The following is a 20,223-nucleotide window of genomic DNA, read 5'->3' on the forward strand; positions in this document are numbered from 1 at the left end:
GCTCCCGAGCGATCATCAACCCAAACCCGCAGCCACAAGCCAGCAGCCACGAACCGCAACACAAACCGCCCCGGAACGTAGCCCACCCTCCCTGGGGGAACCACCCGCCTCCACCCTATCGCCCTCCTCCGACAGAACGTGCCCGAACGAACACGATCTCCGCAGTTGTCCACATGTCGACTTACCTGGGGACAACTTGTGGATCACCACCCGGATTCAGGTCGCCAACCCGCGGCACCCGGCTTACAGTCCCCTTATGCGTCGGCGCTGGATCCTCGTGGTCCCGGTTGCGGTGCTGGTCACAGCGCTGCTCGCGGGGGTCGCCACCTGGGCCGGGTCCGGGAGCATGGAACGGGACCTGGCCGCGCGGGCCCAGACCGCCCTCTTCGAAGCCGGACTGCCCACCGGGGATGTCCGCTTCGACGGGCGGGACGCCACGCTCAGCGGCTTCCCGCCCGGCCAAGCGCTGCGAGCCCTCGAAATCGTGCAAAACGTCGACGGCGTCCGGGCCGCCAAGGTCAATGGCGATGTCACCCCCGTGGCGCCCAGCAGCGCCACCCCGAGCCCGCCGCCGACGACGACCACCGCCACCACGTCGAGTCCGCCGCCGACCACCAGCACCACCGCTGCGCCGCCCACCGACAAGGCCGGCGTGCAGGCCGAGATCGACCGGCTGCTCACCGAGGCGCCCATCGCCTTCGAGCCCGACACGGCCAAGCTCACCCCCGACGGCGAACAGGCCGCGCGCAGCGTCGCGATCGCTCTCGCCAAGGCGCCCGCCGGCTTCCGGTACCGGGTCACCGGGCACGTCGCCCGGGGGCCCGGTGGCGAGAGCGCCGCTCTCAAGCTCTCGCGGGACCGCGCCCGGGCCGTCGCGCGGATCCTCACCGCCAACGGGCTGGCGGCCAACCGCGTGACCTACCGGGGGCTGGGCGACACCCGGCCGGCCACCGGCGGCGAAGAAGACCGGCGTGTCGAGATCACGGTCGTTTGAGGGGTGATGAGCTGATGTTCTGGCTGTTCGGGCAGATCTGGCTGTGGCTGATCGTCGCCTTCGCCCTCGGTGCGGTGACGTCGTGGCTCGTGCTGCGCGCCGCCCCGCGCCCGCGGCCCGAGCCAGCGCGGGAAGCCGAGTTCGACGACGAAGCGCCGCCGTACGAGCCGCCGCCGCCCCTTTCGACCGAGCAGACGCAGTTCATCCCCGCCGCGTGGGCGCAGCACGCGCCCGAGCCGCGCACCGAGGTCCACGACGACGAAGAAGCCGATCCCGTCGGCCACCGCGAAGGACACCTGCCGCTGCCGCCGCAGCGCGGGGCGCAGGCCGAGGACTGGCCCACCGAAGAAGAACCCGCCTGGCCGCAGGCCGAAGAGCCGCCGGACGCGACCCGGCAGTGGCACCAGCCTGGGCGCGGCGGCTGACACCCATCCTGGTAAGTTCGGCTACGCACTGTGAGCGAAGGCTGAGAAGGGGGTGGAGTGGCGCTCCCCCATTGGACGTCGCAGCAGGTCCTGCCGCCGGGCCGGCACGCGGGTGACCTCGCCGACGTCTACGAACGCCTGGTGTTCGACGCCCCGCACCAGAACGACCGCGAGATCCTCTTCAGCGCGCTCAACAGCTACCTCGGCGTCGCCCGGCGGATCATCCCGTCCGGTCGCGCCTGGATCGGCGGCGAGCTCATCACCCGGACCGCCCACCCGCCGCAAAGCCTCGACGTCGTCCTCATCCCGGACGAGTGGGGCGCGCTCAAGCGGCTCGACGACGCCGGCCGGTCCGCGCTCTACGGCCTGCTCACGCTGCGCGGCGTGATCGTCGGGCAGCCGGCGATGTACCTCGACCAGGTGCAGCCGGTCGGCGGCATGCTGGACGGCTTCCTGTGCCGCCCCGGCGACGAAGACGTGTGGGCCGAGGTCTGGGCCCGAGGCGGCAGGGGCTACCCGGAGATGATCTGGTGAGGAACGAGTTCCGGCGCATCGCCGACGAGATCCCCGGCGGCACGTGGCTCGACGACCTGGCCCGCGCCTCGGCGATGGCGGCCAACGCCAAGTTCGAGCGGACGTCCCGCTCACCGCTGCTGCACGTGTCGGTGATCGGCGAGCAGACCATCGACGCGTACACCTTCTCCGACATCAGCCGCGCCCTGCAGGACGCGACGGCGAAGATCGGGCACATCATCCGGAACCCGTCCGGCGAGGTCACCCAGGTCCAGCAGACCGACCGGGACAAGGCACCGCTGATCCAGCGCGGCCAGGCAGGCAACGCGATCTTCTTCGGCTTCCCGGAGCTCGACGTCTCCGACGACGCGCTGATCGTCGACGGCATCGAGACGCTGTCCGAGCGTGCGGTCAAGGAGCTGTGCGACTTCCTGCCGGCGAACGGCTCGGACGACGGTGCGCTCGACGCCGTGCTGCTCCAGCGCGACACCGTCCGCAACGCGGTGAGCGACATCGTCAACGCCGTCGCGAAGAACGCCGGCATCGGGATGGCGCTGACCCCGACCGCCGGCGAGCAGGTCACCCGCAGCATGACCACCGAACAGGCGCGGATCCTGCAGGGCAGCCTCCGCGAGTCCCGCGAGGAGGTCGGCTACGAGACGGTGCGCGGGCGGCTCGACGGCGTCCGCACCCGGCGGCGCATCTTCTACCTCGACCGCGAGTCGGGCGGCACGATCCAGGGCGCGGTGGCGCCGGACCTGCTCGACCAGATCAAGGAGAACCTCGACCGTCCGGTGACAGCCCGGCTACGCGTCGTGCGCACGACGACGATCGACGGACGGCGCGGACGGCCCGTCTTCGAACTGCTCGAAATCACCCCGGAAGTAAGCCTTTTCGACTGAGAAGTCCGGTATACGACTTTCGTCTTGAACGCCGGTACCGACGGTCGTCGTAGGCCTCACGGCGGTGCCCGGATGACCGTAGGATATTTACGATACCCGCTGCGAGGTCGCAAAAGGCCGCGTCGAACAGTGGGAACTCCGATATTCTTCCCATTGATCATCGGGCCACACCATGCCCGCGATGTCAGGAAATATCGATACCTGACCCCAAATGGTGGGACAATGACTTTTTCCAGAATGTAACAATTTCGTTCTGGGCCACACTTATGGGTTAACGTCGTCGCACTCCCACCCGAAGGGGTTCGCATGATGACCGACCCGCAGTACCCGCCGGCCACCGCGCGCCACGGCCGACCCGCGCCGCCGGTGACGGCCACGGAGCGTCGTCAAGCCAATGCGAAGCCCGCCCGGAACATCCTGGCGATCGTCGGCCTGCTGCTCGGTGTGGCGGCCCTCGTCGTCACGTTCGTCCCGGATGTCGAGTTCGTCGCGTGGCCGCTGGGCGGAATCGGGCTGATCCTGGCGATCACCGGGCTGGTCCAGGCCAAGAAGGGCACCGTGGGCGACCGCGGGGTGGCGATCACCGCCACCACCGTCACCGCCGCCGCGCTGCTCACCACGGCCGGGATGCTGCTGTACTCGACCTTCTTCGGGGGCGGCGAGTCCGGGCTCCACCTGCCCGCGGTGGCCGCCGACAAGCACGCCGTGACCTTCCAGGTCACCTCCGCCGGCGGCGCGACCGTGCGCTACGGCAGCCTCAACGACCAGCGCACCGAAAACGCGCCCGCCAGCACCGACGCCTGGCAGGGGCAGGCCTCCTACAACAATGGCTCCTACCTGTTGACGCTCACCGCGGACACCCGCAATGCGACGGTCAGCAACGAAATCCGCTGCGCCATTCTCGTCGACGGCAAGAAGGTCGCGGAAAACAGCGGGACGACGATCGCGCTCTGCACGGCGAACGTCGGCTGAGCCAGGCGCGGGAACCCCGCCTGGCGACCGGCCGGCCTACCCCCACTTCGGCCGGCCGGGCCGCCACGAGCCGCTCCTGGCGGCTCCGGGCCCCGCGAGGAGTTTCCCGCGCGAGGCCTGGCACCGGCGTCTCAGCCTGCCCCTCCCCTAGGGCTCTGCCGGCACCGCCGAACCTACGCGGACACCGCCCGCGCCCACTAAGAATCCACTAAGGATTCAGCGCACAGGCACCGGCCGTGACCCATTCGCAATGAAATTCCGAACGGCCGCAGTTCGGGAAAGCCATCTCACTGGAGATCGGCGAGTTCGGTGCGCACCTCACCGACGAGCTTCGGGTGCACGCGCTCGTAAATGCGCACCGACAACGCCAGTTGTTCCCGCGCGCCGTCGATGTCGCCCCGGGCCCGCAGCACCCGGCCCAGCGTCAGCCGCAGCGTCCCTTCCCGCGCGACGAACTCGCGGCTGATCGCCAGGTCGATCGCTTCCCAGACGTACCGCTCGGCGGCCTCGAGGTCCCTGATCCGCAAGCTGAGCTCCGCCAGCTTGTCCAGGGAGACGACGACCTGGACGTCGTCGCCCAGTTCGCGGTCGATCCGCAGGCCGGCGCGCTGGTGGGCGATCGCGTCGGCCAGCCGGCCCGCCCGCTTCTCCGCCTGCGCGCAGCTGCTGAGCGCCTGCCCGCGCAGGGTGACGTCGGGAGCGTTCACGATGGCCTCGGCCAGCCGCTCGATGGCCCGTTCGTGCTCGCCGAGCCGGCTCAGCGCCCGCCCGAGGTGCAGGTCCACCGAGGTCCGCAGCCGCTCGTCGGCCGAGGCGGCGGACAGCTCCGCCGCCCGCTCGGCGTCCGCGAGGCCGGACCCCGGCAGCTCGAACGTCAGCGCGATCTCGCACCGCGCGAGCCGCAGCCAGCACTGCCCCGCGACGTCGCCCGAGGCTTCGGCGGCGGCGACGCCGAGGTCGGCCATCCGCATCCACTCGTCCAGCAGCGGGCACGCGACGCGGTAGGTGTGGGCCAGCCGGGCCAGCCGCCACACGTCGTCGTGCCGGCCCGCGGCGTACGCGGCGTCGAGGACGGCCAGCAGGTTCGGCCACTCGGCCGCGAACCAGTCGTGCGCCTCGGCGAAGCCGGAAAGGGGCGGCAGCACGTCGTCGGCGAGGACGCCGGAGAAGTCGAGCGGGTCGGCGACCCGGCCCAGCCGGCGCCGCGCCCGGTCGGCCGCCGCCTGGTAGTAGCGGACCGTCCAGCCGAGCGCTTCGTCGCGTTCCTTGTCGCCGAGTTCCTGCTCGGCGAGCTCCCGCAGGTACAGGCAGACGAGATCGTGCGGCACGAAGACGTCCCGCTCGGTCTCGGCGATGAGGTTGTGCGCGGCCAGCGTGCGCAACCGCCGCCGGGCCTCGGCCACGGTGATCTGCGCGACCGCGGCCATCACGTGCGGCCCGACCATCACCCCGGGCACCGCCCCCAGCTGCAGGAACGTCTGCGCGACTTCGCCGGGCAGGCCGCGGAAGGAGACGTCGAACGCCGCGCGGACGCTGTCGTCTGCGCCGTCGACCTGCAGTCCCGCGAGCCGGGTGCGTTCGTTGCCGAGCTCGTCGACGAGCTCCTCCGCGGTCCGCTGCGCGCTCGCCGAGAGCCGCGCGCCGGCGATCCGCAACGCCAGCGGGAGGTAGCCGCAGAGCCGTGCGAGGGCGTGGTTGAGGCTCGCCGGGCCGGCGAGTTCCTCGATGAGCGCGACGGCGTCGTCGGGTGCGAGCGTGCCGAGCACGCGCTGCTTGGCCGCGTTCGACACGGTGAGCCCGTCGAGGCGCGAGCGGCTGGTCACCACCGTCATCGTCCGCGCGCTCGGCGGCAGCAGCGGGCGCACCTGCTCGGCGGTGCGGGCGTCGTCGAGCAGCACCAGCATCCGCCGTCCGGCGATCAGCGAGCGGTAGAGCGCGACCCGCTCGTGCAGCAGCTCCGGGACCTTCGCGGTTTCGACGCCGAGGCCGAGCAGGAACTGGGTGAGCAGCTCGGCCGGCTCGAGCGGCGGGTGGTGCGGGTCGAAGCCGCGCAGCGACGCGAACAGGACGCCGTCCGGGAACCGCGGCGCGACCCGGTGCGCCCACCACACGACGAGCGAGCTCTTGCCGACCCCGGCGGTGCCGCTGACCACGGCGATCGTCGTCTGCCCGGCTTCGGCCCGGGTGACCAGGGCGTCGAGCCAGGCCAGTTCCTCGGCGCGCCCGGCGAGGTTCGGCACCGCCGCGGGCAGCTGCGAAATCGCTTTCGCCGGCTCCGCGCCGGCGGCCGGGGCGACGACGTCCCGCGCCGGGAGATCGTCGTTGAGGACGCGCTCGTGCAGCCAGCGCAGCTCCGCACCGGGCTCGACGCCGAGGGTGCGCAGGGTCGCGCGGGAGACCGTCCGGTACAGCTCGAGCGCGTCCCCGCGGCGGCCCGCGTGGTACAGCGCCCGCATCAGCTGCCCCGCGGTCCGCTCGGCCAGGGGATCGGCCCGGACGATCGGGCTGAGCTCGACGATCAGTTCCGCGTGCCGGCCGAGTTCGAGGTCGGCGTCGACGCGGGCGCCGTGCACGGCGAGGCGGAGGTCCTCGAGTTCGGGGGCGCGCAGGGAGTCGGGCACCCCGCCCAGCGCGGGGCCCTGCCAGAGCGCGAGCGCCTCGGCCAGCAGCGCGGCGGCGGCCTCCGGAGTGGCCAGTGACGCGCGGTCCAGCAGCGTGCGCGCCCGGTGGACGTCGATCAGGTCGGGCTCGACGTCCAGCCGGTAGCCCGGCGGGGTGGTGAGGATGCGCGGGCCGTCGAGGTCGCGCAGGACGCGCCGCAGGTGGGAGACGTTGCCGTGGACGATGGTCCGGGCGGTCGCCGGCGGGTCGTGGCCCCACAGGGCGTCGATGATCTCGTCGAGCCCGACGACCTTGCCGGGCCGCAGCGCCAGCAGCGCGAGCAGGCCGCGGACCCCGGGGCCGCCGATCGGGACGGGTTCGTCGCCGTGGAAGAGCTGAACGGGCCCGAGCAGCTGGAGCCGGGTCTGGGCCATGCTCGCGCCCACCTCCCCGGGTCCACGGTGTCCCCGGCGTCGCCCCCGCCGGAAAAATCAACCTACCGTGATGGCCCGCCGGCGAATACCGCCCCACCGGGCCGGGACCAGGACATATCGCGGACACGGCGGAATCCGCAGCGGGGGTGCGGTACCCCTGCGATTGACGCCGACATGACAGGACCCCGCACCACCGGTCCCGATCCGGTGGTGCGGGGTCGCCGTCAAAACTCCCGGCCGGGCCGCCTGGGGCCGTCCGCCCGTCCGCCACCGAGGGCAACCGGGCGGGTGAGCTCACCCCGAGCGAAGTACCCGCCGCCGGTCGTCCGCGAAGACGTGTTGCACGGGCCACACACCCGCGCGGTGGCGACACGGTAACAGGGCGCACCGGGCCGGTCACCGGCGGGTCAGCGTCTGGTGCCGTGCTGCGGCGTCATGAATGACTCATTCCTGACCTCCGACGCCAGGAATGAGTCATTCACTGCGCTCCCGGCCGGCGCCCCGGTGCGTCTCAGCGCGTGATCGGCGTCGAATCGCGGCCGGCGATGAACGCGGGCCGGGGCGTGCCGGCCGCGAACGGCTCCCGCAGGGCGTTTTCCACGCTGTTGAACACCAGGAAGATGTTCGAGCGCGGGTACGGGGTGATGTTGTTCCCGGAGCCGTGCATGATGTTCGAGTCGAACCACAGGGCCGAGCCCGCCTGGCCGGTGAACTGGTCGATGCCGTACTCGGCCGCCATCTTCGTGATGTCGTCCTCGCCCGGCACGCCCACCCGCTGGTCCTTGAGCGAGCTCTTGTAGTTGTCGTCCGGCGTCTCACCGGCGCACTGGACGAACGTCCGGTGCGAACCCGGCATGATCATCAGGCCGCCGTTGAACGGGTAGTTGTCGGTCAGCGCGATGGAGCAGCTGACCGCCCGCGGCGACGGCATGCCGTCCTCCGCGTGCCAGGTTTCGAAGTCCGAGTGCCAGTAGAACCCGGTGCCCTTGAAGCCGGGCATGTAGTTGACCCGGCTCTGGTGGATGTACACCTCGGAGCCGAGCAGCTGCCGCGCCCGGTCCAGCACGCGCGGGTCGCGCACCAGCTCCGCGATCAAGCCCGAGATCTCGTGGACGTCGAAGATCGACCGGACCTCACCGGTCTTCGCCTCGGCGATCACGCGCTCGTCCCGGGCGAGTTCCTCGCCGGAGGACAGCCGCACCAGCTCCTGCCAGTACGTCTGGACCTCCCCGACGGAGAGCAGGTCCTCGACCACGGTGTAGCCGCGTGCCTCGTGGTTCGCGAGCGTGGCGGCGTCGATCGGGCCGTCGGCTTCGGTACCCCACACCGTGGGGTGCACGCGGGGCAGGTGCTCCGGCGTACCGGTGATCCGGGTCGGGTAAGCGTCGTCGACCCGGGTGTCCGTCAGCGTCACGGGCTTCGCCTCCTGTGTTCCTCTCCGGTTCTTATGCGTCCTCGGTGATCAGCGGGTACACGCCGTTTTCGTCGTGCACCTCGCGGCCGGTCACCGGGGGGTTGAACACGCAGACGCACCTGATCTCGGTCTTCGGCCGGACCTGGTGCTTGTCGTGGTCGTTGAGCAGGTAGAGCGTGCCGGGCTTGAGCTCGTACACCTTGCCGGTGGCCAGGTCCTCGATCTCGCCCTCACCGGAGGTGATGAACACCGCCTCGATGTGGTTGGCGTACCAGAAGTCGTTGACCGTCCCCGCGTAGAGCGTGGTCTCGTGCACCGAGAAGCCGACGCCCTCCTTGGCGAGGATGATCCGCTTGCTGCGCCAGTTCTCGGTCTTGATGTCGGCGTCGGTGTCGGTGATCTCGTCGAGTGTGCGGACGAGCACGGGAACTCCCTTACTTTTTCAGGACGGCCTTGACGGACTCGTCGATGATCGACAGGCCCTGCGTCAGCTCGTCGTCGGTCAGCGTCAGCGGCGGCAGCAGTTTCATGACTTCGCCGTCGGGGCCGGAGGTTTCCATCAGCAGGCCGCGGGCGAACGCCTCGGCGCAGACGCGCCCGGCCAGGTCGCCGTTCGCGAACTCGAGACCGCGCGCCAGGCCGCGGCCCTTGGCGAGCAGGTTCGCTTCCGGGTACGCCTCGACGAGGCCGGAGAACGCGGAGCCGATGCGCTCGCCCTTCGCCTTGGTCGACTTCTCGAGCGCGTCGTCGCTCCAGTAGGCGTCGATCGCTTCCTTGGCGGTGACGAACGCCGGGCTGATCCCGCGGAAGGTTCCGTTGTGCTCGCCCGGCTCCCAGACGTCGAGCTCCGGCTTGATGAGCGTCAGCGCCATCGGGAGGCCGTAACCGCTGATGGACTTCGACAGGCAGACGATGTCGGGCGTGATCCCGGCGTCCTCGAAGCTGAAGAACGGGCCGGTGCGGCCGCAGCCCATCTGTACGTCGTCGAGGATCAGCAGGATGTTGTGGCGCTTGCAGAGGTCGTCGAGACCCTTCAGCCACTCCAGGCGCGCGGCGTTGATGCCGCCCTCGCCCTGCACGCCTTCGACGATCACCGCGGCCGGCTCGTTGAGCCCGCTGCCGGAGTCCTGCAGGAGCTTCTCGAAGTAGAGGAAGTCCGGCATCGCCCCGTCGAAGTACCGGTCGTACGGCATCGGGGTGGCGTGCACCAGCGGGACGCCGGCGGCGCCGCGCTTCATCGAGTTGCCGGTGACCGACAACGCGCCCAGCGTCATGCCGTGGAAGGCGTTGGTGAAGTTGATGACCGACTCCCGGCCGGTCACCTTGCGCGCCAGCTTCAGCGCGGCCTCGACGGCGTTCGCGCCGCCCGGCCCGGGGAACACGACCTTGTAGCCGAGCCCGCGCGGGTCGAGGACCTTGTCGCGGAAGGTCTGCAGGAAGTCGCGCTTGGCCACGGTGAACATGTCCAGGGCGTGGGTGACGCCGTCGCGCTGGATGTAGTCGATCAGGGCCTGCTTCAGCTGCGGGTTGTTGTGCCCGTAGTTCAGCGCGCCGGCCCCGGCGAAGAAGTCCAGATAGGGCTTTCCGCTTTCGTCGTGGAGCCAGCTGCCCTGTGCGCGGTCGAACACGACCGGCCAGCCGCGGCTGTAGCTGCGTACTTCGGATTCGAGCTCTTCGAAGATGCTCATGGTGTTGTTTCTCTCCTAATCGCCCGGATTCGGCGGCGCGGTCAGCGGACCGATGCGGTAAAGCTCTTCCGGCAGGTGCCCGGCGTCGGGGAAATCCTCCTCGCCGAACAGCACACTGGTTTCCATGGCGGCGTTCCACCGCTTCGCGAACGAGCTGAACAGCCGGATGGACGCCTCGTTGTCCGGGGTGATCGTGGTCTCGAGGTAACGCACCCCCTCGCCGACCAGGCGCGTGTACAGCGCGTCGAGCAGAGCGCCGGCCAGGCCCTTTCCCCGCTGGGACGCGTCGACCGCGACCTGCCAGACGAGCGCCGAGTCCGGCGCGTCCGGCCGGCGGTAGGCGATGACGAAACCGACCGCCTCGCCGTCCTCACGCGCGACCACCGAGGACTCGGCGAAATCGCGGCACCACAGCATGTATGCGTACGGCGAGTTGAGATCAAGCTTGGCGGAATCGCGCGCGATTCGCCACAGCTGCGCGCCGTCCGCCTTGGTCGGGGATTCGATCAAGTGCGTTACGGACATACTCAGGAAACGTAACAGAGAATTTTCCGCCTGCCAGCGACGCAGCTCACGGCCCCGCGATGACCTGCGGGGACGCGAGGTACCCCGTGAGCAGTCGCACAAACATGTTTGATGCGGCCGCCAAATGGGCATAAGCGCGCTCGGGGCGCGGGCTCCCGGCTCGTGACCTACCCGCACCATGAACCCTTACGCCCGTGATCGCAAGGTGACGGGCCGAAATCGCTCAGTGCGAACTCGGTGCCCGGGTGCGCTCCGCGGGGGATTTCGCCGCCTTCCGGGGCGAACGACCGGCGACTTCGAGCACCACGCTCTTCGCTTCCCGGCTCCGGGCGCGGCGGTGGCCGAGGCGGCGCCGGAGAGCGCTCGCCGGCGTCACCACGGCGGGCAGGATCAGCAGCCCGGAGACCACCAGCCACCACACCGCGCCCTCGCCGCGGCGCCAGCCGGCCACGACGTCACCGAGCCAGCCGAAGAACGGCCGGGCGAGCGGGGGCAGGAACGCGGCCAGCAGCAGGGCCGCCACCACCAGCGCCCCGAGCGCCGCGAACAGCCGGCGCGCTTTGTGGCCCGTCGTGAGCAGCGCCGTCGTCAGGTAGACGACCGCGCCCGCGAGGACGGGGAGCCCCACCCACTGCAGGACCGCGCCACCGTTGTTGCCGATCACCAGCCCGGCCAGCAGGGCCAGCACGCCGGCGGCGAGCGAACCCGCGGTGCCGAGCCGGGACGCGCCCTGCGAGACCCTCGCCGTGCTCCGGGCCACCGTCCGCAGCATGCCCGCGACGGTCTGCGGCCAGCCGCCGGGCAGCCGGAACGCGATCGTCCCGACGTTGACCGTGGCGGCGCCGAGCGCGACGAGCGTCCTGGTCAGCCGTGCGGTGCCCTGCTCCCCGGCGATCTTCTCCGCCGAGACGCGGCAGGCCTGGAACTGGGCCTGCGCGGCGCCGACGTCGACTTCGGGCAGGTCCTCGGCCAGCGCTTTCTCGACGCCCGGGCGGTCGTCGGCGTCGTAGCGCGACGCGAGTGTGACGACCGGGAGCTCCTCCGCGGCGATCTCGGCCTGCCGCGTCCGGGCCAGCACCATGGCCGTCACCGGCATGCTGATCGGGCGGTGGTCACCGAACGCGACCGGTGCGAGGTCGGCGTCGAGGCCGAGGAACGCCAGCTCGGCCGTCAGCTGGTCGCGCAGCTGCCCCACCTCCGCCGGTGTGCACCGGTCGCGCTCGTCCGGCTTGCGCCAGGCGGGCTCGAGCGCGGCGACGAGCTCGTCGCGGAACCGTTCGCGGCCGACGATGTCACGCAGCGTCTCGAGGCGGACCGGGTCGAGCAGGCACTGGACCAGCCAGCCCGCGCCGTCGACGCGGCCCCACATCCAGTCGCTGGCCCGCCACGACGCCTTGTAGAACGCGCCGAAGTAGCTCGCCTGCATCCCGGTCAGCTTGTCCCACGACCGGCGCCGCGTCATGTCCAGCAGCGTCCGCGAATCGGCGCTGACCTGCACGAGGTCGACCCGCTGGTCGACCGACGGCGCCTGGGCGAGCAGCCCGCGCGTCGCCACGTGCAGCGTCACCAGCCGGGCCTGGACGACGTCGTCGCCGCCCGCGGCGTCCGGGCCCAGCGCCAGCCAGTTCAGCAGCGTGGTGACGGTGCCGGACTTCCCGGGCTCGGCGTCGGCCAGCGCCCGCAGTGTCGGCGCCGCTGCCCGCAGGCCCGCGACCACTTTCGGCCACGCCTCGGCGACGGCGGCCGACTGGCCAAGGCCCGCCCATTCCCCGGCGAGCTCGCGGATCCAGACTTCGAGGGTGCTGCTCGCGCCGGGGCCGGCGTGCGCGGCCACCCACTGCGCGAGCCGCACACCCCGCCCGGCGGTCCGCCGCGCCGCGTGCAGCTGGGCGCGCGCGTCGTTGAGCTCCTTCGCGCGGGCGTCGTCCGGCCGCAGCCGGAACCCGGCGTTGATCAGCTGCAGGCCGGTCGCGACGGCGTCGTCGAGGGCGGTCGTCCGGTAGCCGACCAGGTCCGTCACGCCGAGACCGGCCGGAGGCGGCCCGGCGGGGATGCCGCTGCTCAGCCCGGTCACGGCGATCGCCCGCAGCTGCCGCGACATCCCCGAGGCCCAGTCGCGGTCCGCCGTGCCGGCCTCGGACAGCGCGTACCGCCGGGCGGCGACCCGCACCAGCTCGGCGGCGTCCTCGGCGGTCCGCCGCTCGAGGTACGCGGCGGCGATCCGTTCGTCCACCAGGCACTCGGGGCCGCCGCGCAGACCCAGCGCGGCCAGCGAGACGCGGGTGTCACGCGCGCGGAGCACGGCGTCGTTGTGCCGGGTCAGGTCGTCCAGCTCGGCGCTGATCGACTGGCTCATCACGGTGTTGACGACCTTGGCCATCGCGTTCGACAGCAGCGGCGGGTCCGCGGCATCGCACCCGACGGCGTCGGTTTCGCGTTCGCCGGTCGGCACGACGTAGAGCAGCAGCCGCCGGACGTCGGCGTGCGACGAGCGTTCGAAGATCTCGCGCAGCGCGGGCCGCAGCGGCTTGTTGAGCAGCACACCGCCGTCGGTCAGCCAGTGCGAGCGGGTCAGTTCCGTGTACGGCGTCATGTCGGGGTGCAGCCGGTCGGTGCCGCCGGTGCCGATCGGCATCCGCGACAGCTCGAACGCGCCGGGGAAGGACGCGGTGGAGCGGGCCGCCAGCGCGAGCGGACCCTCCACCCCGATCGTCCACAGTGGACCACAGAACCGGAAGAGCATCCGGTGTTCGGTGTCCCGCACCAGGTTCCCGAGCGCGTCGTCGAACCGGGTGGTCTCGCCGTCGATCATCGTGCCGGTGAGCAGCACGGTGACGTCGGGATCATCGGCGGGCGGCCGCCCCGCCGCGGTGATGTGCCGCAGCGCACGCTCGACATCCCCGAGCAGCACGCGATCCCCGTCGAGCACCGACCGCGGCTGGTCCTCGCGCGCGTCGCGGATGAGGTTTTCCAGCGAACCGGTGGTGATCCAGGTGTCCCGCAGGACCTGCGGCGTGGAGCCGAAGGCTTCGGCCAGGCCGAGACAGGCGGCGTTGATCCCGCCGGCGCTGGTCCCGGTGAGGACGTCGACCGAAACGGTCGCGCGCAGCACGTCGAGGAGCTTGCGGTACAGCCCGGCCTCGGTGTCGCCGCGCGACTCCCGCAGCAGCTGCGACGTCTCGGTGGCGACCCCGCCCATCCAGATGGCCAGGCTGGCCCCGCCGACCATGGTCATCGCGAGCCGGATTTCCTGCTGCCACGGTTCCGCGGTCTCGGCCATGGGAGTCTCCCGGCGAATCGGTCTTTCCTGACGCAAAGTAGAGGCGGAAGCCGGCGGCGGAGATACGTCCGCGGGTACGGCCGTTCGGGTGGACTTGTACGCCCGCCTGGCCGCCGGCGGGCGAACGGCGAAGTTCGCCGAAGGGCGACAAGCAGACGACCTCGTCGCCTCTTGACGGAGGGCACGTAATACACGGACGCTATGATTGGCACGTTAAGGTACGAGAATGCCCACCGTGGATCTGCGAGTCTTTCATTGCGCGAGTGGCGACAACGCGGCCGGTCAGCACGTTCTCGAGGAGACCGCACTCGGGCAGCGAGAGTCGATGCCAGTCTGGATTCCTGGCCTGCTCGAAGTGAACGCGCTCGCGACCCCGCTGGAACGCAACCTGACGTATCGACTCAAACAGCATGAACTGAACCTCGTGCTCAGTTTTCTGACCTTGACACGCGATGGCAAAGTCTCCGCCCGCATCACCGACCTGAGAGCAGCCGCTCGACACATCAGGGGCTTCGTCACCGAATCCGTGGGAATGGGCATGCTCACTGCGGCGGTACGCTATTTCTATCGCTGGAACGGTGGTCATGCTCACCTCAAGCACTTCGATACGTTGCCGAGCCACCTCGCCGGCCGCTACCGACGCCTCGGAGTCCGTCCGGACTTGTTGTTCTTGGATCCTGCCGAGTCAGGACGCAGGATGGCCGGAGAGGCACGCGCGCGGTCGACAAAACCGTCGCCGCGATCGACTCCCCTGAAAGCACAACTACAGCGGCTCGATGAGATCCTTGGCTGGTCGGGCCAGCACGCCCAGCATCCCGTGACCATGGCCTGGACCTGCTTGGGCGGCGCGGCTTTGAGTGTCGACCTGTTCGATGTCGAGCACACGCACCGGGCCCCGCGACAACCTGAGACAGCAGGAACGCCAGGCGCTCGCAGTTCGCAAGCGCCCAATTGGTGGTTTATCACCGCCGCGGACGACACGAGCGATCCATACCGGAATCGACAGATGCCGAGTGCCGGACCGTTAGCCGACTTCAGCGTGAACGCTTCCCAGGAGGTCGATCGCCTCTATGAAACAGCGCCGGACGGCGACGACTCGCAAGTTCTTGACGGGCAGCGAGTACGAGGCGACTGGGTGTCTGCCGACTTCCTGGGAAGATCGACGACCCGGCTGTTCCTCGGCGTTCTTCCGCGTGAGCCGTCGCCGCCGCTCGAAACCCTTCTGCAGGAGCGCCGCACGAACGAGGATTTCCTCTTCGATCCCCTTCAAGTCGACGTCTTCGGTCGCTTGATCGTCGCGGTGTCACTCGACCGCCGAACTCCGCCGCCATGGCCGGACGTTGCCGCACGGCTCACCTGAATCACGCCGCCAGGTGTTCCAAGATCAGCACCTGGGCCTCACCGACCGCGAAGCCCAGCACCGCGCCCGTCGCGATGAGGATCCACTCGTCCTGCTCGAACGCCGGGCGCAGCAGCCTCTCGAACTCCTTCGGGGACAGCTGCTTCATCTTCGACACCAGCACGTTGCGGATGTCCATCGCGTCCGTGGCGTAGTCCTCGATGTAGCGCATCGTCTCCGGCAGGCGTGACATGATCTGGGACGAAATCGCCAGCTTCATGTCCTGGTACTTGCGGCTACCCACCGCGAACACCAGCAGCGGCTTAGCGACGCTGCCCAGCTCGCGGTCGAGCTGGCGCTGGATCAACGCCAGCACCCGGTCCGCCAGCGGCCCGTGCAGGATGGCCTCGATCACGTTGTGCGGGGTGATGATCTCCTTCGCGATCAACGACCCGTACGCCTCCGCCACTTCCGCGCGCCGCTTCAGGAACAGGCCCTGCCACTGGATGCCGAAGTAGCGGCGCGGCTCGATCGGGTAGAAGATCATGCGCAGCGCCAGCCAGTCGGTGAACCAGCCGGTGAACAGGCCGAAGACCGGCATGATCGGCGGGAACTTGAACAGCACCCACGCCACCATCTGGACGACGCCGATCGCGCCGCCGAACACCAGGCCGGAGCGGGCGATGAACTTGAACTCCTTCGCGCCCGCCTCCTGGAAAATGCGGTTCAGCAGGCGCTTGTCCTTGACCAGGCTGGTGACCACCATGCCCTTGAGGTCGAACACGCTGTCCACATCGGACTTGATCAGGTCGAGCACGGCGGCGACCATCCGCGGCGACTCGTGCTGGACGCGCTCGATCACCAGCCGCTGCACCCGGACCGGCAGGGACTCCCACAGCCCCGGCTGGTAGTGCGCCGCCACCTCGCGGACGATGTCCTCGACGCCCGCGAGCAGCGGCTTCTCGATCTCTTTCGCGATCCGTCCGGCGTCCAGCCGCGCGACGACCTCGGCCGGCTTGATCAGCTGCTCGGTCATCGTGTCGCAGGCGATGCTCGCCATCCGCGCCGCGCGCTTCGGGACGATGCCCTGCCAGCCCAGGAACGGCTTGACGCCGATGAACTCCACCGGCTGGAACATCATCCGGATCGCCACGAGCTTCGTGCCGTAGCCGATCAGCGCCGCGACGACCGGGATCGAGACGTAAAGGGGCCAGTGCTGGGCGAAGTCGGCGACGATGCCGGCGAAGAAGGCCCCCATCCGCTAACCCGAGCTCGGGTCGCAGGCCTGCCAGAACTGTGCGCCCAGGCGCGAGACGTGGATCGTTCGCCGGACGAACTTCGCGCGCCGGACGTGCTTCTCCGCTTCGCGCACCGTCTCGTCGGTCAGCAGGATCTCGTACTGCGTCTCCAGCGACGGCACCTCTTCGTCGAGGTCGACCAGGCCGAGCCCGATCAGCCGGGTGACGTAGCCGGGCACCTGGTCGGGCAGCGACACCCCGGCCGCCTTGCCGACCGTCGAGGCGTTGCGCAGCACGACCCGGCCGTTGCCGCCGAGGCCGGTCCGCTCGACGACGTCGACGGCGGGGAACGGCGAGCCGTCGGACAGTGCGGCCAGGATGCGCGCCTCGTCCGGCGTCAGCTGGCGCAGGATGATCGCGTAGAAGTACTCGCGGGCGCGCTCGCGGCCGAAGCCGACGGAGTGGTTGAGCAGCTCGGCCATCGCGGCGCGCAGCGGCTCGGCGTGGTTGTCGCGCACCGGCACCAGCGTCACGGTGGCGGGCACGTTCCCGGGGACCGCCGGGCGGTTCATCGCCGACGCCGCGGTGAGCGCCGCGTGGTACGGGTCGTCGACCTCGTCGAGGCGGCGGCGCAGTTCGGTCAGCAGCTGGCGCTCCACCTGCCGGACGCCGCGTTCGGCGGTCTCGACGCCCGGCAGCTTGCGGCCGATCGCGAAGCCGGTGCGCGCGGCCCAGCCCGCCAGCTGACCGGCGCGGCGGGCCAGGTCGGCCACGTCGTCGGCGGCACCCCGGCCGTTCGGTCGCTCTGCGTTCACAGGCCTGCTCCCCTCTGCTTACGCGAGTGATGCTACCTGCGGGTAGGCCGAACGGAGGTGTGACTACCGGCATGATGACGGCTATGAGTCCGACGCGCTGGGGCCCGCCGATCGACGTCCTCCCGTACTTCTCGAAAGAGGAACAGGCGCTGATGACGCTGCTCGGCGCGCTCACCGAGGAGGACTGGACGCGGCCGACCATGTGCGCCGGCTGGACGGTCAAGGACGTCGCCGCCCACCTGCTGGGCGACAAGGTCGGCCGGCTGTCCCGCGGCCGGGACGGGCACGTCTCCGAAGGCCCCCGTCCGGGCGAGGCGTTCCCCCGGTTCATCGACCGGCTCAACGAGGAGTGGGTGGTCGCGTGCCGCCGGCTCTCGACGGACGTCCTGCTCACCATGCTGTACGAGTTCATGGGCCAGACGACCGAGTACTGGGCGCAGCTCGACCTCGACGTCCTCGGCGAGCCGGTGAGCTGGGCCGGCGACGAGCCCGCGCCGCGCTGGCTGGACGCGGCCCGCGACTACGCGGAGTTCTGGGTGCACCACGTGCAGATCCGCGAGGCCCTCGAGCACACGCCACTGGAGCCGGAGTACGCCGAGCCGATCGCCGACACGTTCGTGCGAGCGCTGCCGCACACCCTGCGTGCCGTCGATGCCCGCGCCGGCAAGCAGGTCGGCTACACGGTGACCGGCCAGGGCAAGTGGCACGCGCGCCGCGAGCGCGACGGCTGGGTCCTGGACCGCGGCGCACCGCCGTCCCGCACGCCGCTGGCCACCATGACGATGGACCTGGACACGTTCTGGCGGCTCTGCACCCGCAATTCGACCAGCACGGACGGCGTCCGGACGACCGGGGACGAAAACGTTTGCGCGCTGCTGCTCGGGATGACGTCGATCATCGTCTAGCGGCGGCGCGCCTGCTTCCGCAGCTGCAGGATCCGGGCCCCGCCGATCAGCGCGACCAGCACCGCGCCGCCGATCGCCGAGAACAGCATCGCGATGGCCAGTGGCAGGCTGCCTTCGGCGCCGAAGAAGTGCACCGTCGCCGGGTCGAGGTTCTGCAGGATGAAGACCAGCAGCACGACCAGCACGACCAGGCCGGCGATGACCGCGACCCAGGTGCCGCTGATCCGCGTCGGCCGGGCCTTGCCCGCCGGTTTGGCGGACGCCGCCGGTTCAGCGGACGCCGGTTCGGCGGGTGCCGGCCGCACCGGCGTCACCTCCTCCGGGCCCGGCCGGACGTCGCCGGCACGCAGCTCGGCGGGTTCCAGAGCGCCTTCGGGCAGGTCTTGGTGGGTGGGACCGGTGGGGCGGTCGGCCGCGCCCCCGCGCGCGTGCGTCATGTACTCAGTGTCCGTCCGGCGCGCGCGGAGCGCCGCCTCAAACCCCCTAACGGGCGAAACTGTCGACTTCCCGCAGGACGCGCAGGGTGTTCCGCCCGGCCAGTTTCGCGCAGTCGTCCTCACTCCACCCGCGCTCGAGCAGTGCGGCGAACAACACGGGGTACTTGGAGGTGTCCTCCAGTCCCTCCGGCAGCGAGCCGACGCCGTCGTAGTCGCCGCCGAGGCCGATGTGGTCGATGCCGGCCACTTCGCGGGCGTGCTCGACGTGCGCGACGACGTCCTCGACGGTGGCGAGCGGCTTGGGCGGGCCGTCCCACTCCTGGACGAACTTCCCGCGCAGCGTCAGGTTCCGGGGCTCCAGCCCGGCTTCGGCCATCGCGGCCTCGAGCCGCTCGTTCCACGCGGCGACCTTCGGCGAGACGAACGCGGGCACGAAGGTGATCATCGCGACGCCGCCGTTGCCGGGCAGCTTCGCCAGGACGTCGTCGGGGATGTTGCGGGGGTGGTCGTTGACCGCGATGCAGGAGGAGTGGCTGAAGATCACCGGCACCGAGCTGACCTCGATCGCCGCCCGCATCGTCGACGGCGCGACGTGCGACAGGTCGACCATCATCCCGATCTTGTTCATCTCGCGCACGACGTCGCGGCCGAACTCGGTGAGACCGCCGTGGGCCGGCTCGTCGGTGCCCGCGTCGGCCCAGGTGGTGTTGAAGTTGTGCGTCAGCGTCATGTACCGGACGCCGAGGCGGCGCAGGATCCGCAGCACGCCGATCGACTCGGCGATGCTGTGCCCGCCCTCGGCCCCGAGCAGCGACGCGATCCGGCCGTCGGCGAACGCGGCCTCGGCCTCGTCCGCGGTGGTGACGAGGCGCAGCCGGTCGGGATAGCGCTCGACCAGCTGGTGGACGACCTCCACCTGCTCCAGGACGGCGGTCACGGCACTGTGGCCTTCGAACTCACAGGGCACGAACACCGACCAGAACTGCATGCCGAGCTTGCCGTCGGCGAGCTTCGGGAAGTCGGTGTGCAGAGCGGGCTGCCGCACGGTCAGGTCCAGGGACGCGGCCGCCTCGACCGGGTTCGGGCCACCGTGCTGCCGCAGCTCCCACGGCAGGTCGTTGTGCCCGTCGGCGAGGATGACGGCGTCCAGCAGTTTGGTAGCACGCTGTAGTGCCTCGTTAGTCATCGGCCGATCGTAGGGAGGTCCGGTATACGGTTCGTACAAACGGGCTGACATCTTTCCCGAAAGAAATAATCCGGCGAGCCGTTGCGGTAAAGTGTCTCCTCGTGGACACCGACGACGACGAGATCGTCACCTGGTGGGGCCTGGTCATCGAGGGTTACCTGGCCACCCAGGACAGGCTGATGGGCGAAATCGCCGACCGCTTCGGGCTGGCGCCGGCGTCGTTCGACATCCTGCTGCGGCTGGTGCGCTCACCCGAGCACCGGATGCCGATGACGCGCCTGGCCACGGAGGCGGCGCTGTCCAGCGGCGGGTTCACGAAGGTGGCGGACCGCCTGGTCGCGGCCGACCTGATCTGCCGGATCCCCAGCCCCGACGACCGCCGCGTGACGTTCGCGTCCTTGACCGAGCACGGGCTGGACGTGGCGAACAAGGCCCGCGCGGCGGCGGCGGACATCCTGCGCCGGATCGTGCTGACGCCGCTGGGTGAGGACGCGCCGGCACTCGCCGAAGCGATGCGGACACTCCGGGCGTTCAACAGCGACCGTTGAAAAAGTC

Annotated in this window: 18 protein-coding genes; 8 read left to right on the top strand and 10 right to left on the bottom strand. The window is 70.5% G+C overall.

Annotated features, from left to right (window positions below; translation table 11 throughout):
- The first annotated feature begins 256 nt into the window (after nucleotides 1-256).
- From AB0F52_RS03315 to AB0F52_RS03335, 5 genes are all read left to right on the top strand, one after another.
- The gene (locus tag AB0F52_RS03315; RefSeq protein ID WP_360164035.1) at nucleotides 257-994 is read left to right on the top strand and encodes an OmpA family protein; all 738 of its coding nucleotides are present in this window, start codon (nucleotides 257-259) and stop codon (nucleotides 992-994) included.
- Between the two features lie 14 nt (nucleotides 995-1,008).
- Nucleotides 1,009-1,419, top strand: a complete 411-nt coding sequence (locus tag AB0F52_RS03320) for a hypothetical protein (RefSeq protein ID WP_360164037.1) — start codon at nucleotides 1,009-1,011, stop codon at nucleotides 1,417-1,419.
- Nucleotides 1,420-1,476: 57 nt separating this feature from the next.
- Nucleotides 1,477-1,953, top strand: coding sequence for a hypothetical protein (locus AB0F52_RS03325; protein ID WP_103335705.1), 477 nt, complete (start codon nucleotides 1,477-1,479; stop codon nucleotides 1,951-1,953).
- Nucleotides 1,950-2,834 (top strand): hypothetical protein, encoded by an 885-nt coding sequence (locus AB0F52_RS03330; RefSeq protein WP_043782686.1) that lies wholly within the window; start codon nucleotides 1,950-1,952, stop codon nucleotides 2,832-2,834. The genes AB0F52_RS03325 and AB0F52_RS03330 overlap by 4 nt, the downstream gene beginning before the upstream one ends.
- Nucleotides 2,835-3,140: 306 nt before the next feature.
- Entirely contained in the window at nucleotides 3,141-3,806 is a 666-nt protein-coding gene (locus tag AB0F52_RS03335) for a DUF4190 domain-containing protein (protein ID WP_360164039.1), read from the top strand.
- 287 nt (nucleotides 3,807-4,093) lie between these two features.
- On the opposite strand, the gene AB0F52_RS03340 is transcribed toward AB0F52_RS03335, so the two are convergent.
- From AB0F52_RS03340 to AB0F52_RS03365, 6 genes are all read right to left on the bottom strand, one after another.
- Nucleotides 4,094-6,841, bottom strand: coding sequence for a BTAD domain-containing putative transcriptional regulator (locus tag AB0F52_RS03340; RefSeq protein WP_360164041.1), 2,748 nt, complete (start codon nucleotides 6,839-6,841; stop codon nucleotides 4,094-4,096).
- Nucleotides 6,842-7,352: 511 nt separating this feature from the next.
- Entirely contained in the window at nucleotides 7,353-8,255 is a 903-nt protein-coding gene (gene thpD / locus AB0F52_RS03345) for an ectoine hydroxylase (RefSeq protein WP_360164043.1), read from the bottom strand.
- 31 nt (nucleotides 8,256-8,286) lie between these two features.
- A complete protein-coding gene (locus tag AB0F52_RS03350) occupies nucleotides 8,287-8,679 on the bottom strand; it encodes an ectoine synthase (protein WP_360164045.1) in 393 nt (130 codons plus the stop codon).
- Between the two features lie 10 nt (nucleotides 8,680-8,689).
- Nucleotides 8,690-9,943, bottom strand: a complete 1,254-nt coding sequence (gene ectB / locus AB0F52_RS03355; RefSeq protein WP_360164047.1) for a diaminobutyrate--2-oxoglutarate transaminase — start codon at nucleotides 9,941-9,943, stop codon at nucleotides 8,690-8,692.
- Between the two features lie 15 nt (nucleotides 9,944-9,958).
- Nucleotides 9,959-10,648: a diaminobutyrate acetyltransferase gene (gene ectA / locus AB0F52_RS03360; RefSeq protein WP_360164049.1), complete on the bottom strand. Its 690-nt coding sequence runs from the start codon at nucleotides 10,646-10,648 to the stop codon at nucleotides 9,959-9,961.
- 43 nt (nucleotides 10,649-10,691) lie between these two features.
- Nucleotides 10,692-13,748 carry a patatin-like protein gene (locus AB0F52_RS03365; RefSeq protein ID WP_360164051.1) on the bottom strand — a complete coding sequence of 1,019 codons (3,057 nt, stop codon included), beginning with the start codon at nucleotides 13,746-13,748 and terminating at the stop codon, nucleotides 10,692-10,694.
- Between the two features lie 226 nt (nucleotides 13,749-13,974).
- Between AB0F52_RS03365 and AB0F52_RS03370 the strand changes: the two genes are divergently transcribed.
- Complete coding sequence (locus AB0F52_RS03370) at nucleotides 13,975-15,108, top strand: hypothetical protein (RefSeq protein ID WP_360164053.1); 1,134 nt, start codon at nucleotides 13,975-13,977, stop codon at nucleotides 15,106-15,108.
- A 1-nt stretch (nucleotide 15,109) separates the two neighbouring features.
- On the opposite strand, the gene AB0F52_RS03375 is transcribed toward AB0F52_RS03370, so the two are convergent.
- Together AB0F52_RS03375 and AB0F52_RS03380 are read right to left on the bottom strand one after the other, a co-directional pair.
- Nucleotides 15,110-16,345 carry a DUF445 domain-containing protein gene (locus AB0F52_RS03375; protein ID WP_360164055.1) on the bottom strand — a complete coding sequence of 412 codons (1,236 nt, stop codon included), beginning with the start codon at nucleotides 16,343-16,345 and terminating at the stop codon, nucleotides 15,110-15,112.
- 3 nt (nucleotides 16,346-16,348) lie between these two features.
- Nucleotides 16,349-17,140, bottom strand: coding sequence for an Abi-alpha family protein (locus AB0F52_RS03380; RefSeq protein ID WP_360164057.1), 792 nt, complete (start codon nucleotides 17,138-17,140; stop codon nucleotides 16,349-16,351).
- Between the two features lie 83 nt (nucleotides 17,141-17,223).
- On the opposite strand from AB0F52_RS03380, the gene AB0F52_RS03385 reads away from it, so the two are divergent.
- The gene (locus tag AB0F52_RS03385; protein WP_360164059.1) at nucleotides 17,224-18,045 is read left to right on the top strand and encodes a maleylpyruvate isomerase family mycothiol-dependent enzyme; all 822 of its coding nucleotides are present in this window, start codon (nucleotides 17,224-17,226) and stop codon (nucleotides 18,043-18,045) included.
- Here the strand turns inward: AB0F52_RS03385 and AB0F52_RS03390 are convergent.
- Both AB0F52_RS03390 and AB0F52_RS03395 read right to left on the bottom strand, forming a co-directional pair.
- Entirely contained in the window at nucleotides 18,042-18,482 is a 441-nt protein-coding gene (locus tag AB0F52_RS03390) for a lipopolysaccharide assembly protein LapA domain-containing protein (protein ID WP_360164061.1), read from the bottom strand. The genes AB0F52_RS03385 and AB0F52_RS03390 overlap by 4 nt on opposite strands.
- Before the next feature lie 46 nt (nucleotides 18,483-18,528).
- Nucleotides 18,529-19,668 (bottom strand): dipeptidase, encoded by a 1,140-nt coding sequence (locus tag AB0F52_RS03395; RefSeq protein WP_360164063.1) that lies wholly within the window; start codon nucleotides 19,666-19,668, stop codon nucleotides 18,529-18,531.
- A gap of 101 nt (nucleotides 19,669-19,769) precedes the next feature.
- On the opposite strand from AB0F52_RS03395, the gene AB0F52_RS03400 reads away from it, so the two are divergent.
- Nucleotides 19,770-20,216, top strand: coding sequence for a MarR family transcriptional regulator (locus tag AB0F52_RS03400; protein WP_103335689.1), 447 nt, complete (start codon nucleotides 19,770-19,772; stop codon nucleotides 20,214-20,216).
- Nucleotides 20,217-20,223: the final 7 nt, after the last annotated feature.

Source organism: Amycolatopsis sp. NPDC024027, assembly GCF_040638975.1.
Taxonomy (GTDB): Bacteria; Actinomycetota; Actinomycetes; order Mycobacteriales; family Pseudonocardiaceae; genus Amycolatopsis.

Bases quoted from the DNA above. Each gene is read 5' to 3' on its own strand.
- AB0F52_RS03315 (WP_360164035.1), top strand. From the start codon at position 257: ATGCGTCGGCGCTGGATCCTCGTGGTCCCGGTTGCGGTGCTGGTCACA.
- AB0F52_RS03320 (WP_360164037.1), top strand. From the start codon at position 1,009: ATGTTCTGGCTGTTCGGGCAGATCTGGCTGTGGCTGATCGTCGCCTTC.
- AB0F52_RS03335 (WP_360164039.1), top strand. From the start codon at position 3,141: ATGATGACCGACCCGCAGTACCCGCCGGCCACCGCGCGCCACGGCCGA.
- AB0F52_RS03340 (WP_360164041.1), bottom strand. From the start codon at position 6,841: ATGGCCCAGACCCGGCTCCAGCTGCTCGGGCCCGTTCAGCTCTTCCAC.
- ectB (WP_360164047.1), bottom strand. From the start codon at position 9,943: ATGAGCATCTTCGAAGAGCTCGAATCCGAAGTACGCAGCTACAGCCGC.
- ectA (WP_360164049.1), bottom strand. From the start codon at position 10,648: ATGGTGCGGGTAGGTCACGAGCCGGGAGCCCGCGCCCCGAGCGCGCTT.
- AB0F52_RS03365 (WP_360164051.1), bottom strand. From the start codon at position 13,748: ATGGCCGAGACCGCGGAACCGTGGCAGCAGGAAATCCGGCTCGCGATG.
- AB0F52_RS03370 (WP_360164053.1), top strand. From the start codon at position 13,975: ATGCCCACCGTGGATCTGCGAGTCTTTCATTGCGCGAGTGGCGACAAC.
- AB0F52_RS03375 (WP_360164055.1), bottom strand. From the start codon at position 16,345: ATGGGGGCCTTCTTCGCCGGCATCGTCGCCGACTTCGCCCAGCACTGG.
- AB0F52_RS03385 (WP_360164059.1), top strand. From the start codon at position 17,224: ATGAGTCCGACGCGCTGGGGCCCGCCGATCGACGTCCTCCCGTACTTC.
- AB0F52_RS03390 (WP_360164061.1), bottom strand. From the start codon at position 18,482: ATGACGCACGCGCGCGGGGGCGCGGCCGACCGCCCCACCGGTCCCACC.
- AB0F52_RS03395 (WP_360164063.1), bottom strand. From the start codon at position 19,668: ATGACTAACGAGGCACTACAGCGTGCTACCAAACTGCTGGACGCCGTC.